The sequence below is a fragment of the Pseudomonas sp. L7 genome, assembly GCF_046605565.1.
Classification (GTDB): Bacteria; Pseudomonadota; Gammaproteobacteria; order Pseudomonadales; family Pseudomonadaceae; genus Aquipseudomonas; species Aquipseudomonas wayambapalatensis.
In genome coordinates this window covers 2631258-2646837 of record NZ_CP176784.1, presented here as the reverse complement: position 1 = coordinate 2646837, position 15580 = coordinate 2631258, and the positions used below count along the sequence as shown (strand labels likewise).

Sequence of the window (15580 nt, the reverse complement as noted above, 5' to 3'; positions counted from 1 at the left end):
CATGAGCAACCGTCGTACCTTTCTCAAGCAGGCCGGCCTGGTCGCCGCAAGCCTGCCGCTGCTGCCTGGCGCCCTGGCTGCAACCTCGTCGCCAGCAGCGCTCACCGGCACGGACAAATGGCGCAACCTGCGCACGTTGTTCCCGCTGGACCCGGACATCGCCCACTTCGCCAACTTCCTGGTCACCGCCCACCCGCGTCCGGTGCAGGAAGCGATCGACCGCCACCGCGCCGACCTCGACCGCAACCCCGCCGCCCTGATGGACTGGGAAAGCCAGTACGAATGGCAGCGCGAGGACGAAGTGCGTGACTGGGCCGCACGCTACCTGGAAGTCGGCCCGCGGCAGATTGCCCTGACCGGCAGCACCACCGAAGGCCTGGCCATGATCTATGGCGGCCTGCAGGTCGGCGCCAGACAAGAGATCCTCACCACCGAACACGAGCATTACTCCACCCACAAGACCCTGGCTTTCCGTACCCAGCGCCAGGGTACGCAGGTGCGCAAGATCCGCCTGTTCGACAACCCCTGGGAGGTGTCCACCGACCTGGTGCTGACCACCCTGGAGCGCAACATCCGCCCCGAGACCCGCGTGCTGGGCATGACCTGGGTGCACTCGAGCAGCGGCGTCAAGCTGCCGGTCGGCGAGATCGGCGAACTGGTGCGCCGTCACAACCGCGACCGCAGCGAGGCCGAGCGCATCCTCTACGTGGTCGATGGCGTGCATGGCTTCGGCGTGGAAAACCAGCGCTTCGCCGACTTCAACTGCGACTATTTCATCGCCGGCACCCACAAGTGGATGTTCGGCCCGCGCGGCACCGGCATCATCTGCGCAGCCTCGACCAGCATGGATCACCTCACCCCCAGCGTCGCCACCTTCTCCCGCGATGAAGACTTCGCCACCATCATGACCCCCGGCGGCTACCACGCCTTCGAATACCGCTGGTCGCTGGGCGAGGCGTTCAAGCTGCACCTGCAACTGGGCAAGGCCGATGTGCAGGCGCGCATCCACCAGCTCAACGCCCGGCTCAAGGAGCGCCTGCTTGAAGATCGTCGCATCGAGCTGGTGACGCCGCGCAGCGCGCAGTTCTCGGCAGGTTTCACCTTCTTCCGTGTGCCCGGCAAAGACCCTGATGCCTTCGCCGCCAAGCTGATCGCCGGCAAGGTGATGTGCGATGCCGTCGAACGCGACGTTGGCCCTGTCATCCGCCTGGCGCCAGGCCTGCTCAACGACGAGCAGCAGATCGACCGGGTCATGAACCTGATTACCCAGCAACTTTGAACAAGGCATCTCCCATGAGCGCACCTCTGCACCGCCTCACCCTGGCCGCCGTGCTGGCCGCCTGCAGCCTGCCGACCCTGGCCGCGCCGCCGTCGGACCAGCCCGGCACAGTGTTCCGCGACTGCGACAAGACCTGCCCGGAAATGGTCGTGCTGCCTGCCGGCACCTTCACCATGGGCACCCCGCCCGACGAAATGGGCCGCCAGGACGACGAAGGTCCACAGCACCCGGTGACTTTCGCCAAGCCGTTCGCCATCAGTCGCTTCCAGATCACCGCCGGTGAATGGGCCGACTACCAGAAGGCCACTGGCATCGTCATTGCCGACGGCGACGATCGTCCTGGGCGGCGCTGCACCAACAGCAAGCCCAGCTACCCGCAAGGCCCTCGCCAGCCGGCGGTGTGCATGAGCTACGTCGACATCGAGCGCTATGTCGCCTGGCTGTCGAAGAAAACCGGCAAGCACTACGCCATGGTCAGCGAAGCCCAGCGCGAATACGCCGCACGCGGCGGCAGCACCGGCATGTTCCCGTTCGAGCCGGACGCCAACTTCGAGATCAGCAAGAACGCCAACGTCTACGGCCCCAAGGATGGCTACAGCTTCAGCTCGCCGGTCGGCAGCTTCCCGGCCAACGCCTTCGGCGTATACGACATGCACGGCAATGTCTACGAATGGGTCGCCGACTGTTACCACGACAGCTATTTCGGCGCCCCCGCCGACGGCAGCGCGCGCACCGAGGCGGGCTGCAAGCAGATCTCCATCCGTGGCAACGACTGGGGTGAAGCGCCGATCTTCTCGCGTTCAGGCAACCGCAACACCACGGTACGCGAAGACCGTGGCGACTGGCTTGGTTTCCGGGTAGCCCGCGAGCTCTGAGGCGCCACGCGACGGTAAATTCTCCCACCCCCGGCTCGTTCCTATCGGTGTACTTGCGCAGGACTCGGGGCGCCCCACGCGGCGCCCCCACTCGACCATCCAAGGAACCGCAACCATGAGCCAGACCTCTTCGCCCGACAAAATCCACGACCTCATCGGCGTCGGCTTCGGCCCTTCCAACCTGGCACTGGCCATTGCCCTGGAAGAACTCGCCGAAACCAACGGCCACGCCCTCGACGCGCTGTTCATCGACAAGCAGAGCGACTATCGCTGGCACGGCAATACCCTGGCTACCCAGAGCGAGCTGCAGATTTCCTTCCTCAAGGACCTGGTCTCGCTGCGCAATCCCACCAGCCCCTACAGCTTCGTCAATTACCTGCACCAGAAGCAGCGCCTGGCCGACTTCATCAACTTGGGCACCTTCTACCCTTGCCGCCTGGAGTACAACGACTACCTGCGCTGGGCCGCCGAGCATTTCGCCACCCAGGCGGTGTATGGCGAAGAAGTGCTGCGCATCGAGCCGGAACTGCGTGATGGCCGGGTCGATCACCTGCGCCTGGTCTCGCGTGACCAGCACGGCCAGGAGCACCAGCGCCGGGCCCGCTCGGTGGTGGTCGGCAGCGGCGGCACGCCCAAGGTTCCCGATGCCTTCCGCCCGTTCAAGAACGACCCGCGCGTGTTCCACCACTCCCAGTACCTGAGCGCCCTCCAGCAACTCCCGTGCAACAGCGGCAAGCCCATGCGCATCGCCGTGATCGGCTCGGGCCAGAGCGCCGCCGAGGCCTTCATCGACCTCAACGACAGCTACCCGTCGGTCAAGGTCGACATGATCCTGCGCGCCTCGGCACTCAAGCCTGCCGACGACAGCCCCTTCGTCAATGAAATCTTCGCCCCCGAGTACACCGACCTGGTGTTCAACCAGCCGCACGCCGAACGCGAGAAACTGATCGGCGAGTACCACAACACCAACTACTCGGTGGTCGACGTCGACCTGCTCGAGCGCATCTACGGCATCCTGTATCGCCAGAAAGTCGCCCATCAGTATCGCCATGCCGTGCTGTGCCGCCGCACCATCGAAGCAGTGGTAGACACCGCCGAAGGCATCGAGCTGACCCTGCGCGACCTGGCCACCGATGTCCGCCAGACCCACCGCTACGACGCGGTGATCCTCGCCACCGGCTACGAGCGTCGCTCCCACCGCGACCTGCTGGCTCCGCTGCAGCAGCACCTGAAAGACTTCGAGGTCGACCGCGACTACCGCGCCCTGGCGAGCCCCGAGTTCGGTGCCAGCGTCTACCTGCAAGGCTTCTGCGAAGCCTCGCACGGGCTCAGCGACACCCTGCTGTCGGTGCTGCCGGCACGTGCCGCAGAAATCGGTCAGTCGCTGTATCAGCACCTGGGCAAGCACGCCAGCAACGCCCCGGCCGCACTGCGCATGACCAGCGCCTGAAGACAGGAACCTTCCGATGAGCAAACAACCCCGTGGGGCCGTGCGCGAGCTGCTGACGCTGCTGCGGCCCTTCTGGCCGGTGGTCGCCCTGTCGATTGCCCTGGGCATGGTCGGTGGCTTGAGCGTCACCGCCCTGTTGGCCACCATCAACAACGGGCTGCACACCGAAGGCGGGCTGAGCCAGGGGCTGGTGCTGGGCTTCGTCGGGCTGTGCGCCCTGGCGTTGGTCAGCAGCATCCTCTCCGACATCGGCACCAACCAGGTGGGCCAGCGCATCATCGCCAAGCTGCGCAAGGAGCTGGGCGAGAAGGTGCTGGCGGCACCGATCGAACAGATCGAGCGCTTTCGCAGCCACCGCCTGATCCCGGTCCTGACCCACGATGTGGACACCATCAGCGACTTCGCTTTCGCCTTCGCGCCACTGGCGATTTCGCTAACCGTCACCCTGGGCTGCCTGGGCTACCTGGCGATGCTGTCCTGGCCGATGTTCCTGATGATGCTGGCCGCGCTGGCCATCGGCATCGCTATCCAGTCGGTGGCGCAGTCCCGTGGCATTCGCGGGTTCATGGCAGCGCGCGATGCCGAAGACCAGTTGCAGAAGCACTACAGTGCAATCGCCGCCGGTGCCAAGGAGCTGCGTATCCACCGTCCGCGCCGCCAGCGCATGTTCCAGCATGGCATCAGCGATACCGCCGAGCGGATCCGCGATCTGCAGACACGCTCGATCAACACCTTCGTGGTCGCCAAGAGCCTGGGCTCGATGCTGTTCTTCGTGGTCATCGGTCTGGCCCTGGTGCTGCAGTCGCTGTGGCCCAGTGCCGACGCCAGCGTCATGAGCGGTTTCGTGCTGGTGCTGCTGTACATGAAAGGGCCGCTGGAACACCTGATCAGCACCCTGCCGATCATCGGCCGGGCGCGCATCGCCTTCCAGCGCATTGCCGAGCTGTCGGAGCGTTTCGCGACCCCGGAGCCTCACCTGTTGCTGGCCGACTCAGGACAGGCCGCAGCGCAGGTGCACAGCCTGGAGTTGAGCAATGTCGGCTTTGCCTTCCCGCCGGTCGGCGATGCCCGCCCCTTTACCCTCGGGCCGGTCAACCTGAAGATCGCCCAGGGCGACATCGTGTTCATCGTCGGCGAAAACGGCTGCGGCAAGACCACCCTGATCAAGCTGCTGCTCGGGCTGTATGCCCCACAGCAGGGCCAGATCAAGGTCAATGGCAAGGCTGTGGATGCCAAATCGCGGGACGATTACCGCCAACTGTTCACCACGGTCTTCGCCGACTACTACCTGTTCGACGACCTGGTGCAGGGTGACCAGGCGATTCCCGAGGATGCCAACCAGTACCTGGAGCGTCTGGAAATCGCCCACAAGGTCAAGGTCAGCGACGGCCAGTTCAGCACCACCGACCTGTCCACCGGGCAACGCAAGCGTCTGGCGCTGGTCAATGCCTGGATCGAACAACGCCCGGTGCTGGTCTTCGACGAATGGGCCGCCGACCAGGATCCGACCTTCCGCCGCATCTTCTATACCGAGCTGCTCCCGGACCTCAAGCGCCTGGGCAAGACCATCATCGTGATCTCCCACGATGACCGCTACTTCGACATGGCCGACCAGCTCGTGAGGCTGGAGGCCGGCAAGGTCGTCGAGGAGCTAACACACGCCTGAAAAAAATAGAACCGGATTTTTCCGGTTCTGCTGTGTTTGTGCGTCTCACCACATGTAATGCAAATCATTATCCACAACATAATCACAGAGTCTGCCAATGCACGTCTTCCCTACCCTTCGCCCGTTGTCAAAGGCCATGCTTGTCCGACGCCTCATGGCGTCCGGCTTGCCCGCCACCGCTGTCGGCATGATGCTGGCAGCGCCGATGGTTGCCCAGGCCCAGCAAGTGGCCTTCAACATCCCCCAGCAGGCGCTTGGTAGCGCGTTGATTGCGTTTGGGCAGCAAAGCCAGTGGCAACTGCTGTACTCCCCCGACCAGATCAGCGGCCTGCGCAGCACCGCGGTCAAGGGTTCGCTGGAGCCCGATGCCGCCTTGCGCCAATTGCTCGGCGGCACGGGCCTTGGCTACAGCGTCAACGGCACCACAGTGACCATCAGCGGCCGTAGGGAAGGCGGCGCGGTGGAACTGGGGGCGACCAACGTCAACGCCGGCGTACTGGGCGAGACCACCGAAGGCACAGGCTCGTACACCACAGGCTCGATGAGCACGGCGACCAAGTTGCCGACGTCCCTGCGCCACACGCCGCAGTCGGTCACGGTACTGACCCGCCAGCGCATGAACGACCAGAACATGCAGACCCTCGAAGACGTCTCGCTGTATACCCCTGGCCTCACCCTGCGCAAGACCGGCGGTGAACGTCCGACCTTCTATTCGCGCGGCACCTCGGTCGACAACATCATGATCGACGGCTTGCCGGTGGCCTACGACACCGACACCCTCGGCACCTCGATGCTGTCGATGTTCGATCGCGTGGAAGTGGTGCGCGGCGCCTCCGGCCTGATGGTCGGCGCCGGCAACCCGTCGGGTACGCTGAACCTGATCCGCAAGCGGCCGACCGTCGAGCCGCAGATGTCGATCACTACCAGCGCAGGCTCGTGGAACAACTTTCGCACCGAGCTCGACGCCAGCAGCAAGCTGAACGACAGCGGCAGCATACGCGGTCGCGCTGTCGTCGCCCTGCAGGACAAGGACAGCTTCGTCGACGACTACAGCAACAAACGCCAGTTGATGTACGGCATCACCGAATTCGACCTGACCGACGACACCACCCTCACCCTGGGCGGCTACTACAACCGCGAGGACAACCCTGGCGCCGATTGGTCCGGCCTGCCGACCTTCGCCAACGGCAATTTCCTGCCGATCTCCCGCTCGCACCGCATGAGCCCGTCCTGGACCTACTGGGACAAGAAGAACAAAAGCGTCTTCGCCGAGATCGAGCACCGCTTCGACAACGACTGGAAGCTGCGCCTGAACACCACTTGGCTGCGTGGCGAGATGGACATGCTCGGCACCAGCTTCTATCGCCTCGACCAGGCCGCCGACACGCTGCAGCTCAACGTAGGCCGCTACACCTACGAGCACACCCAGAAGAGCGTCGATGGCTATGTCAGCGGCCCATTCAGCCTGTTCGGTCGCACCCATGAACTGGTGCTCGGTGGCAGCTACCGCCACGACCGCACCGACGACGGCCCTGGCGGCGGCCCGCTGGGCACCTTCGATTACCCGGTCGATCCGCTGTCGTTCGACTTCGGCTCGGTGCCCAAGCCCGAGATCGACTTCAACTGGTCGCGCAAGGGCAAGGTCGAGCAGTCCAGCACCTACGCCACCGTTCGCTTCAACATCCAGGACGACCTCAAGCTGACTCTTGGCTCGCGTCTGGACTGGTATGAATACGAACAGCAGACCCAATCCGGCGACTTCGCCTTTGGCGGCAGCTCCAAGGCCACCCGCGAGTTCACGCCCTATGCCGGCGTGGTCTACGACCTGAACGACACCTACTCGGTGTACGCCAGCTGGACGCGCATCTTCAAGCCACAGGAAGCCCGCTCGGCCACCGGCTCCATCCTCGATCCGGTCACCGGCAGCAACTACGAGACCGGCATCAAGGGCGAATACTTCGGCGGCGCGCTGAACGTGAGCCTGGCCTACTTCCAGTTGAACCAGGAAAACCTCGCCAAGGCCCTGCCACAGTCGTCCTGCCCGGACCTCTCCGACGGCTGCTACGAGGCGGCGGGCGAAGTCGAGACCAAGGGCGTCGAGCTGGAAGTGCAAGGCATGCTCGCCGAGGGCTGGCAGGCGTCGGTCGGCTACACCTATGCCGCCGCCAAGTACACCAAGGAAACCGGTACTCAACAGAAGGGCGACCGCTTCGACAGCGACACCCCTTACAACCTGTTCAAGGTCAACACCGTTTACCAGTTGCCGGGTGACCTGAACCAGTGGAGCATCGGTGGCGGCTTCCGTACCCAGAGCCGGGCCTACACCAGCTTCGGTGTGCAGCAGGGCGGCTACAGCGTGACCGACCTGATGACCGCCTACCGGATCAACAAGCACTTCACCGTGCAAGGCAACCTGAACAACGTGTTCGACAAACGTTACTACCAGAACATCAGCAACCCGGCCGGGGCCAACATCTTCGGCGATCCGCGCAACTTCACCGTCACCATGAGGTGGACGCTGTAACCCCTGCTACATCGGGCCTGCCAGCCAGGCCCGATGTGCTCTGAGGCCGTGGAAATGCCCGCTGCGCGAAGCAATCACCGGCTATTCATGATTCCAGGTCAAAAGACCTTGCCCCACGCCCCTCTTAATCAACCCCGCTGCAACCTTCAAACTGCTCCCCACTCGAATGGTCGATGTATCCAGGCGCCAATGCCTCTCGATCGACCCCGAATTCCCCCATAGCAGGAGCAGATCCATGAGCATTCCATCCTTCGGCCTCGGCACTTTCCGTCTCACCGGCCAAGCCGTCATCGACTCGGTCAAGTCCGCACTGGAGCTGGGCTACCGTGTCATCGACACCGCACAGATCTACAAGAACGAAGCCGACGTCGGCCAGGCCATCGCCGAAAGCGGTGTGCCTCGTGACGAGTTGTTCATCACCACCAAGATCTGGACCGACAGCTACGCTGCCGACAAGCTGGTCCCCAGCCTGCGCGAGAGCCTGGCCAAGCTGCGCACCGATTATGTCGACCTGACCCTGATCCATTGGCCAGCCCCAGGCAACGGTGTCGAGCTGCGCGAGTTCATGGGCGCCCTGGCCGAAGCCAAGAAACTTGGCCTGACCCGCCAGATCGGCATCTCGAACTTCAACATCGAGTTGACCCGCCAGGCCATCGAGGTGGTCGGCAAGGGCGAGATCGCCACCAACCAGATCGAGCTCAGCCCGTACCTGCAGAACCGCAAGCTCACGGCTTTCCTCAAGGAACAGGGCATCACCGTCACGTCCTACATGACTCTGGCCTATGGCAAGGTGCTCAAGGACCCGGTACTGGCCAGCATCGCTACCAAGCACAAGGCCACGGTGGCCCAGGTCGCCCTGGCGTGGGCCCTGCAGCTTGGCTATGCCGTCATCCCCTCCTCCACCAAGCGCGAGAACCTGGCCAGCAACCTGCTTGCCCGTGACCTGCGCCTGGACGAAGAAGACATGGCGCAGATCGCAGACCTGGAACGCAACGGCCGCGAGGTCAGCCCGGATGGCCTGGCGCCGGCCTGGGACTGATCCCTCACCGAACTTGGGCGTCGACTGCGGTCGACGCCACACCCGACATTCCTGAATTCGCCATAACCCGGAGTTTCCGATGAGCGCGCTTTCCTCTAAACGGGTCCTGTTTGCCCTGGCCATCGGCGCCTTCGGCATCGGCACCACCGAATTCGCCCCCATGGGCCTGCTGCCGGTCATTGCCGAAGGTGTCAACGCCAGCATCCCTACTGCGGGCATGCTGGTCACCGCCTACGCCATTGGCGTGATGGTCGGCGCACCGATCATGACCCTGCTGTTCAGCCGCTTCGGCAAGCGTGCTGCACTGATGATGCTGATGAGCATCTTCACCGTCGGCAACCTGCTGTCGGCACTGTCGCCGGACTACTACACCTTGCTGGCCTCGCGCCTGATCACCAGCCTCAACCACGGTGCTTTCTTCGGCCTGGGTGCGGTGGTCGCGGCCAGTGTGGTGCCCAAGGACAAGCAGGCCAGTGCCATTGCCACCATGTTCATGGGCCTGACCATCGCCAATATCGGCGGCGTCCCGGCCGCCACCTGGATCGGCCAGCAGATCGGCTGGCGCATGGCTTTCGCCGGCACCGCCGTACTCGGCCTGATCGCCATCAGTGCCTTGTGGTACGCCCTGCCCAAGGGCGAGCGCGGCAGCGTGCCCCACGTGCGCAAGGAACTGGCGGTGATCGCCCGCCCCAGCGTGCTGCTGGCGATGGCCACCACCGTGCTCGGCGCAGGCGCCATGTTCACGCTGTACACCTATGTTGCCCCGGTGCTCGCGGAACTGACCGGCGCCTCCAATGCGTTCGTCACACTCGGCCTGGTATTGATCGGTGTCGGTTTCACCATCGGCAACAACCTCGGCGGTCGTCTGGCCGACTGGTCACTGGACGGCGCGGCACGGATCTTCCTCGGCACCTTGGCGGTGATCATGCTGCTCATGCCGCTGGTGCTGGGTAGCCATGTCGGTGCTGCGCTGGCCCTGCTGGTCTGGGGGGTGTTCACCTTCGCCGTGGTACCGCCGCTGCAGATGCGAGTGATGATCGCGGCTGCCGAGGCCCCAGGCCTGGCTTCTTCGATCAACGTGGGCGCGTTCAACCTAGGCAATGCTGTCGGTGCCGCCCTGGGCGGCGCGGTGATCAGCCTCGACCTGGGCTACGCCGCGGTGCCGATGGCCGGCGGTTTGCTGGCGGCGACCGCGCTGCTGCTGGTGTGGCTGGGTGGACGCAACAAGGTGGCGAACGGCACCATCAGCGAAGCGCTGTAAGCGCCGTCCAGGGTTCTTCGGAGGGGGACTACAGGTAATGGGGAAACGCTGAACCGCGTCTTCTGCCAGTCTCCAATAGGCCCTCCCCAGGACCTTCGCCATGACACCGCCTGATGTTTGCCTGCACCGCCAGCGCTATGATGCCCCTCGAGCAGACAGTACCCGAGCATGCCCGTGAAGCGACACTCAGCGCCTATCAGCGCGCCCTGCAGGTGAGCCAGCAGGGCGTGCTGACCACTGACGACGGCGAGTTGGTCAGGGTCAGCGCGGGTACGCAGTTGCAATATCGCACCGAGGAGATCCCGGACTGGTTCTTCGAAGCGTATGTGGACGAGGTCGAGCCCTGAAACGGGTCGGATTATTCCACTTGCCGCAATTATGAACTGCCACCAGCATCGATTCCCTCCGAACACGCTTGAGCCTACGCTTCATCCATCAGGCCACTTCTTCCGGACCTGCACATGAGGAGTACCGCGATGTCCCGCCCACCATTACCGCCGTTTACCCGCGAAACCGCCATCGAGAAAGTCCGCCTGGCCGAGGATGGCTGGAACAGCCGCGATGCGGCCAAGGTTGCCCTCGCCTACACCCTGGACACCCGCTGGCGTAACCGGGTCGACTTCGCCACCAACCGCGACGAGGCACAGGCCTTCCTGACCCGCAAGTGGAATCGTGAGCACGAATACCGCCTGATCAAGGAGCTCTGGGCCTTCACCGAAAACCGCATCGCCGTGCGCTATGCCTATGAGTACCGCGATGACAGCGGCCAGTGGTACCGCGCCTATGGCAACGAGAACTGGGAGTTTGCCGCCGATGGGCTGATGCAGAACCGCCACGCCAGCATCAATGAAATGCCGATCACCGAAGAGGAACGCCAGTTCCGTTGGCCGCTGGGGCGTCGTCCGGATGACCATCCGGGGCTGAGCAGCTTCGGTTTCTGACCTTGCGAACGCATTCGCCCAGGCCTGTCGTGACAGGCCTGGGCGAAGTGCTTTAACGGTATTCAGCCGTACAGATAGTTGATGTCCTTGAGCGCCAGCGCTGGTACCTGGCCAAGCAGGTAATCACGAAGCTTGCTCATCTGCCGGGCCTTGGGGCTGGCCTTGAGCCAGGTCATGTAGTAACCATCGCCCGTCGCCACGGCCTGCTTGAAGGGTGTGATCAGGCGCCCGGCGGCAAGGTCGGCACTGGCCAGCACCAGATCGACCACCGAAATGCCCAAGCCCTGCTGCGCCGCGGAAATTCCCTGGTCAAGGGTGTCGAACACCTGCCCTTGATCGATGCTGATGTCCAGTGCATCGACCCGCGCCAGCCAACGCCGCCAGTCTCGGCGATCGGACGAGGGATGGAGGAATTCGCAGTTGCGCAGCACCGACAGGTCTGGCTCAGGCTCCTGGAGGTAGTCGGGGTGACAGACCGGGATCAGCCACTCATCGAACAGCTTCAGGCTTTCGACATCGGCAGGGAACTTGCCGCTGCCCAGCAGGATGGCGCAATCGTAGGGCTCGGAATAGAAATCCACCGTGTCGATGTCCATCCAGACGCTCGACAACTGCACGCTACAGCTGTCGTCGATCTTCTTGAAACCATCCAAAGCCTTGAGCAGCCAGCGCACGGTAAGCGTAGAGGCGGCTTTCAGACGCAGGCCGTAACGGTCCTGGCGCAACAAGGCGCACGCATTCTCGATGATCTTGAAACCGACCTTGAGCTCCTGGGCCAGCAACCGACCGTGCTCGGTCAGGCGCAGCTTGGGGCCGCGGCGCTCGAACAGGTCGCAACCGAACATGGCTTCGAGGGTCTTGATGTGATGGCTTACCGCCCCTTGGGTCAAGGCCAGTTCTTCCGCTGCGCGGGTGAAAGAGCCGTAACGAGAAGCCACTTCGAAGGCACGCAAGGCATGCAGGGCTTGAATCCGTTCTGACATCGTCGCCTTCCAAAGCATGAGTGAAACTAATAGTAGGTCATAGTTCCAGGCATTTTACAACCTAGGGAGGTTCTTCGAAAATGCCGGTAAATAACAATTACAGCTAACCAACACGCCGCGATAAGGCAGAAAAACCACTTTGTAGAAATTTCCTGGGGAAACCATGTTTACGGGTTATGGAAACTGCTATCGCCTGGATGCGCTAGAGCTGGCCGATGAACATGTTCGGAACAAGCAGCATTGGACGTACAAGACCATAGAGCACTTCAAGGAAATCCTCGGCAACCCTGGCTTTCCCTGCCTCTTCGGACGCAAGGCGGTCGCCGCCGCCACCTGCCACATTCTTTTCGCACGCGCCGATGATCCTGCCAATGACATCGCCCGCGGTCTCGCCGACTATGTCCGCAGCATCGCGCCGATCCCGCTCAAGCAGCGCATCGGCAACCCGCTGCTGGTGTTTCTTGAAACCACCGTCGACGGCACATTGGCCGAACAGCAAGCGCTAGCCTGGAAGATCCTCCAGCAGGTCCACGCCCGCGATCCCCAGCCTTGGCCGCAGGATGTGCCCCGTGACCCGCATGACACCCAATGGTCATTTTGCTTTGCCGGCATGCCACTGTTCATCAACATGAGTTTTCCCGCCCATCGCCAGATGAAAAGCCGCAACCTGGGCAACAGCATCGCTTTCGTCATCAATCCACGGGAAAGCTTCGACGAAGTGGCCAGTGCCAGCACCGAAAGTGGCCAGCGCATCCGCGCGCGGATCCGTGAACGGGTTGCGCAGTACAACGACGGGGTAATACCCGACAGCCTGGGTTTCTTCGGCCAGGACGACAACTTCGAATGGAAGCAATATCAACTCCAGGAGATGGGCTCGCTCAACCCCTCGCGCTGCCCCTTCCATGCCACCGCAACGCCTGAAAACCAGATCGAGAACTGAACGTGAATACCGCACTGACTGCTACCTACGCCCTCACCGTCCTGCTGCTGATCGCCACGCCAGGCCCGGTAGTGGCGCTGATCGTCAATACCGCTGCCGCCTCCGGTTCGCGCAAAGCCCTGTTCACCGCCGTCGGCACCAACTGGGCGTCACTGGTGCTGATTGGTGCTGCAGCCTGGATCATCATGACCAGCGCCGCCATCGACAAAGCCTGGCTCAGCGGCATGAGCCTGCTGGGCTGCCTGTTCATTGGCTACATTGCCGTGGGCACGCTGCGCGAAGCCCTGCAGCAGCAACCCCGGGAGCACGCTGCCGAAACGGTCGAAGCACCGCGCAGCACTGGCCGAGGCGGCCTGCTGCAAGGTTTCATGGTGGGCATTTCCAATCCCAAGGACATCATCTTCTTCATTGCCTTCTTCCCGCAGTTCATTCAGGTCACTGAATCCTTCGAGAAGAGCATGGTAGTGCTGTCGCTGCTGTGGATCGCCATCGACTTCGCGGTTTTGAGCCTCTACATCTTCGCCATCGGCAAGATCGCCTCGCAGCGCAGCAACCGCCTGATCAGCCTGGCGTCTGGCGTCGCCCTGCTGCTGATCGCCGCGGGGGGGCTGCTCTACAACCTCAAGGAGCTGGCCGCCTGAGCCCGCCCGATACCCAGGAGCGCCCATGACACCGATCGACATCACCCCGGACGTGGGCAGCGCCATTCCCCTGCGAGAAGACTACCAGCGCTTCCTGCTGCTGGGCGGACGTCGCGCGCCGCATACCCTTTACGTGCATGAGCGTGGCTACCGCTCCGACACCATCAACACCGACGCCCTGGGCCTGCGCTACAGCCACTGTGCCGGCAAGCGCTTTTCACTGGCCGAGCGCGGCGGCGCGGCGCGTATCAACCTGCTGGTGGGCGGCTCTACCGCCCTGGGTATCGGCGCCAGTTCCGATGAACACACCGTGGCGTCCTACCTGTCGATGCTCACCGGCGAGATCTGGTTGAACCTGGCCGGCTGCGGTCTGAACGCCACCCAGGAGCTGCTGATGTTCCTCAGTCATCAGCATCGCCTCGGCCAGATCGGCCATGTCGTGGTCCTCAGTGGCCTCAACACCCTGGCCCAGGAAGGGCTTGGCGAAATCCTCGCAGCCGACCAGGAACCTGAAGGAGCACGGCCGTACCAGCGTTTTCTCAACAGTTTCAACGAAGGCGTGCAAATACCGGCCAAACCCGGGCGGGCCTCGTTTTGGCAGCGCCTGGGGCAAAGTCTCGCGCCCCGTCGTTCGCCACCGTCATCCTGCGCCTGGCCGCTGTCAGCGCCGGAAAAACGCCTGCTTCGTGCCGCCGATTGCATCGGCCGCACCCTGTGCCAATGGGAGCGACTACTGGCCGACAGCCATACCACCCTGACGTTCATCCTTCAGCCACTGCTGCCCTGGTGCCGCGAGCAGTTGCCCGCCAGCGAACATGCCATGCTGTCGGCGCTGGACCGTCAGCCGGGCAACTTCGACCGCTTGCTGGAGGGTGTCTACGACAGTCAATTGCATTCAACCTTCTTCCGGCGCATCAAGAGTCAGGCGCAGACCGTACCCTGCTATGACATGAACGGCATGCTCAGCAGCTCACCGGTATTCAATGAGCATCTGTTCATCGATCGTCTGCATTTCAATGATCTGGGCAACAACGCCTTGGCCAAGGTCATCACCGCAAAGCTGGGGTTGGCCCAGGAAAAGTACGCTAACCGCAAGGTCACGCCTTTCAAGCTCGTCTGACAGCAAACAAAGACTCTTTCGACAGCACCTCGGGATGGCTAGAATGATCCATCACCGCTCCCGGTCGCCCGAGGCAAACGCGTACACGTCATGAACACTCTTGCTGCCCAAACGCTTCTGGTTCGTCTCACCTGGGCGCCAGCCTGCGAGGCCCATTCGTGAGTCGAGCCGTCTTCCTTTCGGGCTTGTTCGCGGCGCTGACGCCGTTTGCCGCCCAGGCGCTCGACGTTCGCATCGATCCCCATGCCGACCTGCTCTACCGCCAGGCGTTGCCATTGCTCGAGCAGGCCGACACCGAGGATGACAGCGCCAGCCCACTGCGCACAGCCGATACCAACGATCCGGAGCTCAGCCGCCAGGGCCAGGCGATGGCCCGCACATTGCCAACGGCGGTAGCCTTGCTGGAAAAGTCGGTTGCCTTGGGCCATCCCGTGGCGCAGTACCGTCTGGCGCTGTACTACATGACCTACCTGCCCGCCGGGAAGATTGCCGACGCGGCCTGTCCACTGCTCGAAGCCAGCCTGCGCCAGGGTTTCGCCCCACCAGCGACGGCGATCGCCAACTGGTGTCCGTCCTACAACACCACCCCCGCCTACCGCGAGGCGCTGGAAGCCATTCCGAGCATGGCGACCCTTTACGCCGCCTACTATCCGCAGCCCGCCACTCGCCTGGCTTGCAACCGCAGTCGTCCGCAAGGCCTGGAGCTCCAGTGGGGGCGTCAGCGTGACTACCAGGCGGAGGTCTATCGCCTGCTAGGTGAACTCGACCCACAACGGCGTCAGGCGCTGCTGCAGAAGGCGGTGGAGATCAACGGTTGCGTGGCGGCCCAGCAGCGGCTGACCAGCAATCGCTGACAGCACG

At 63.3% G+C, this 15580-nt stretch carries 14 protein-coding genes; 13 read left to right on the top strand and 1 reads right to left on the bottom strand.

The window, feature by feature from the left end; translation table 11 throughout:
- Position 1 precedes the first annotated feature (1 nt).
- The 9 genes from ACK3BK_RS11990 (at position 2) to ACK3BK_RS11950 (ending at position 11035) form a co-directional block, all read left to right on the top strand.
- Positions 2-1279 (top strand): aminotransferase class V-fold PLP-dependent enzyme, encoded by a 1278-nt coding sequence (locus tag ACK3BK_RS11990; protein WP_411384374.1) that lies wholly within the window; start codon positions 2-4, stop codon positions 1277-1279.
- A gap of 14 nt (positions 1280-1293) precedes the next feature.
- Entirely contained in the window at positions 1294-2154 is an 861-nt protein-coding gene (locus ACK3BK_RS11985; RefSeq protein WP_411384373.1) for a formylglycine-generating enzyme family protein, read from the top strand.
- A gap of 115 nt (positions 2155-2269) precedes the next feature.
- Complete coding sequence (locus ACK3BK_RS11980; RefSeq protein ID WP_186664914.1) at positions 2270-3604, top strand: lysine N(6)-hydroxylase/L-ornithine N(5)-oxygenase family protein; 1335 nt, start codon at positions 2270-2272, stop codon at positions 3602-3604.
- A gap of 16 nt (positions 3605-3620) precedes the next feature.
- The gene (locus tag ACK3BK_RS11975; RefSeq protein ID WP_411384372.1) at positions 3621-5270 is read left to right on the top strand and encodes a cyclic peptide export ABC transporter; all 1650 of its coding nucleotides are present in this window, start codon (positions 3621-3623) and stop codon (positions 5268-5270) included.
- Between the two features lie 166 nt (positions 5271-5436).
- Positions 5437-7794 carry a TonB-dependent siderophore receptor gene (locus ACK3BK_RS11970; RefSeq protein WP_411384371.1) on the top strand — a complete coding sequence of 786 codons (2358 nt, stop codon included), beginning with the start codon at positions 5437-5439 and terminating at the stop codon, positions 7792-7794.
- A gap of 235 nt (positions 7795-8029) precedes the next feature.
- A complete protein-coding gene (gene dkgB / locus ACK3BK_RS11965) occupies positions 8030-8833 on the top strand; it encodes a 2,5-didehydrogluconate reductase DkgB (RefSeq protein WP_186719280.1) in 804 nt (267 codons plus the stop codon).
- 79 nt (positions 8834-8912) lie between these two features.
- A complete protein-coding gene (locus ACK3BK_RS11960; RefSeq protein WP_186664917.1) occupies positions 8913-10094 on the top strand; it encodes an MFS transporter in 1182 nt (393 codons plus the stop codon).
- 113 nt (positions 10095-10207) lie between these two features.
- Positions 10208-10441 (top strand): hypothetical protein, encoded by a 234-nt coding sequence (locus ACK3BK_RS11955; RefSeq protein ID WP_411384370.1) that lies wholly within the window; start codon positions 10208-10210, stop codon positions 10439-10441.
- A gap of 129 nt (positions 10442-10570) precedes the next feature.
- Entirely contained in the window at positions 10571-11035 is a 465-nt protein-coding gene (locus ACK3BK_RS11950; protein WP_063544979.1) for a DUF1348 family protein, read from the top strand.
- A gap of 62 nt (positions 11036-11097) precedes the next feature.
- Here ACK3BK_RS11950 and ACK3BK_RS11945 read toward each other — a convergent pair whose 3' ends face one another.
- Positions 11098-12018, bottom strand: a complete 921-nt coding sequence (locus ACK3BK_RS11945; RefSeq protein WP_186708153.1) for a LysR substrate-binding domain-containing protein — start codon at positions 12016-12018, stop codon at positions 11098-11100.
- A gap of 163 nt (positions 12019-12181) precedes the next feature.
- On the opposite strand from ACK3BK_RS11945, the gene ACK3BK_RS11940 reads away from it, so the two are divergent.
- From ACK3BK_RS11940 to ACK3BK_RS11925, 4 genes are all read left to right on the top strand, one after another.
- Positions 12182-12958 (top strand): YqcI/YcgG family protein, encoded by a 777-nt coding sequence (locus ACK3BK_RS11940; protein WP_411384369.1) that lies wholly within the window; start codon positions 12182-12184, stop codon positions 12956-12958.
- Positions 12959-12960: 2 nt separating this feature from the next.
- On the top strand, positions 12961-13599 hold the full coding sequence (locus ACK3BK_RS11935) for a LysE family translocator (RefSeq protein WP_411384368.1): 639 nt from the start codon (positions 12961-12963) through the stop codon (positions 13597-13599).
- Between the two features lie 25 nt (positions 13600-13624).
- The gene (locus tag ACK3BK_RS11930) at positions 13625-14719 is read left to right on the top strand and encodes a hypothetical protein (protein WP_411384367.1); all 1095 of its coding nucleotides are present in this window, start codon (positions 13625-13627) and stop codon (positions 14717-14719) included.
- A 158-nt stretch (positions 14720-14877) separates the two neighbouring features.
- A complete protein-coding gene (locus ACK3BK_RS11925) occupies positions 14878-15573 on the top strand; it encodes a sel1 repeat family protein (RefSeq protein ID WP_186664928.1) in 696 nt (231 codons plus the stop codon).
- Positions 15574-15580: the final 7 nt, after the last annotated feature.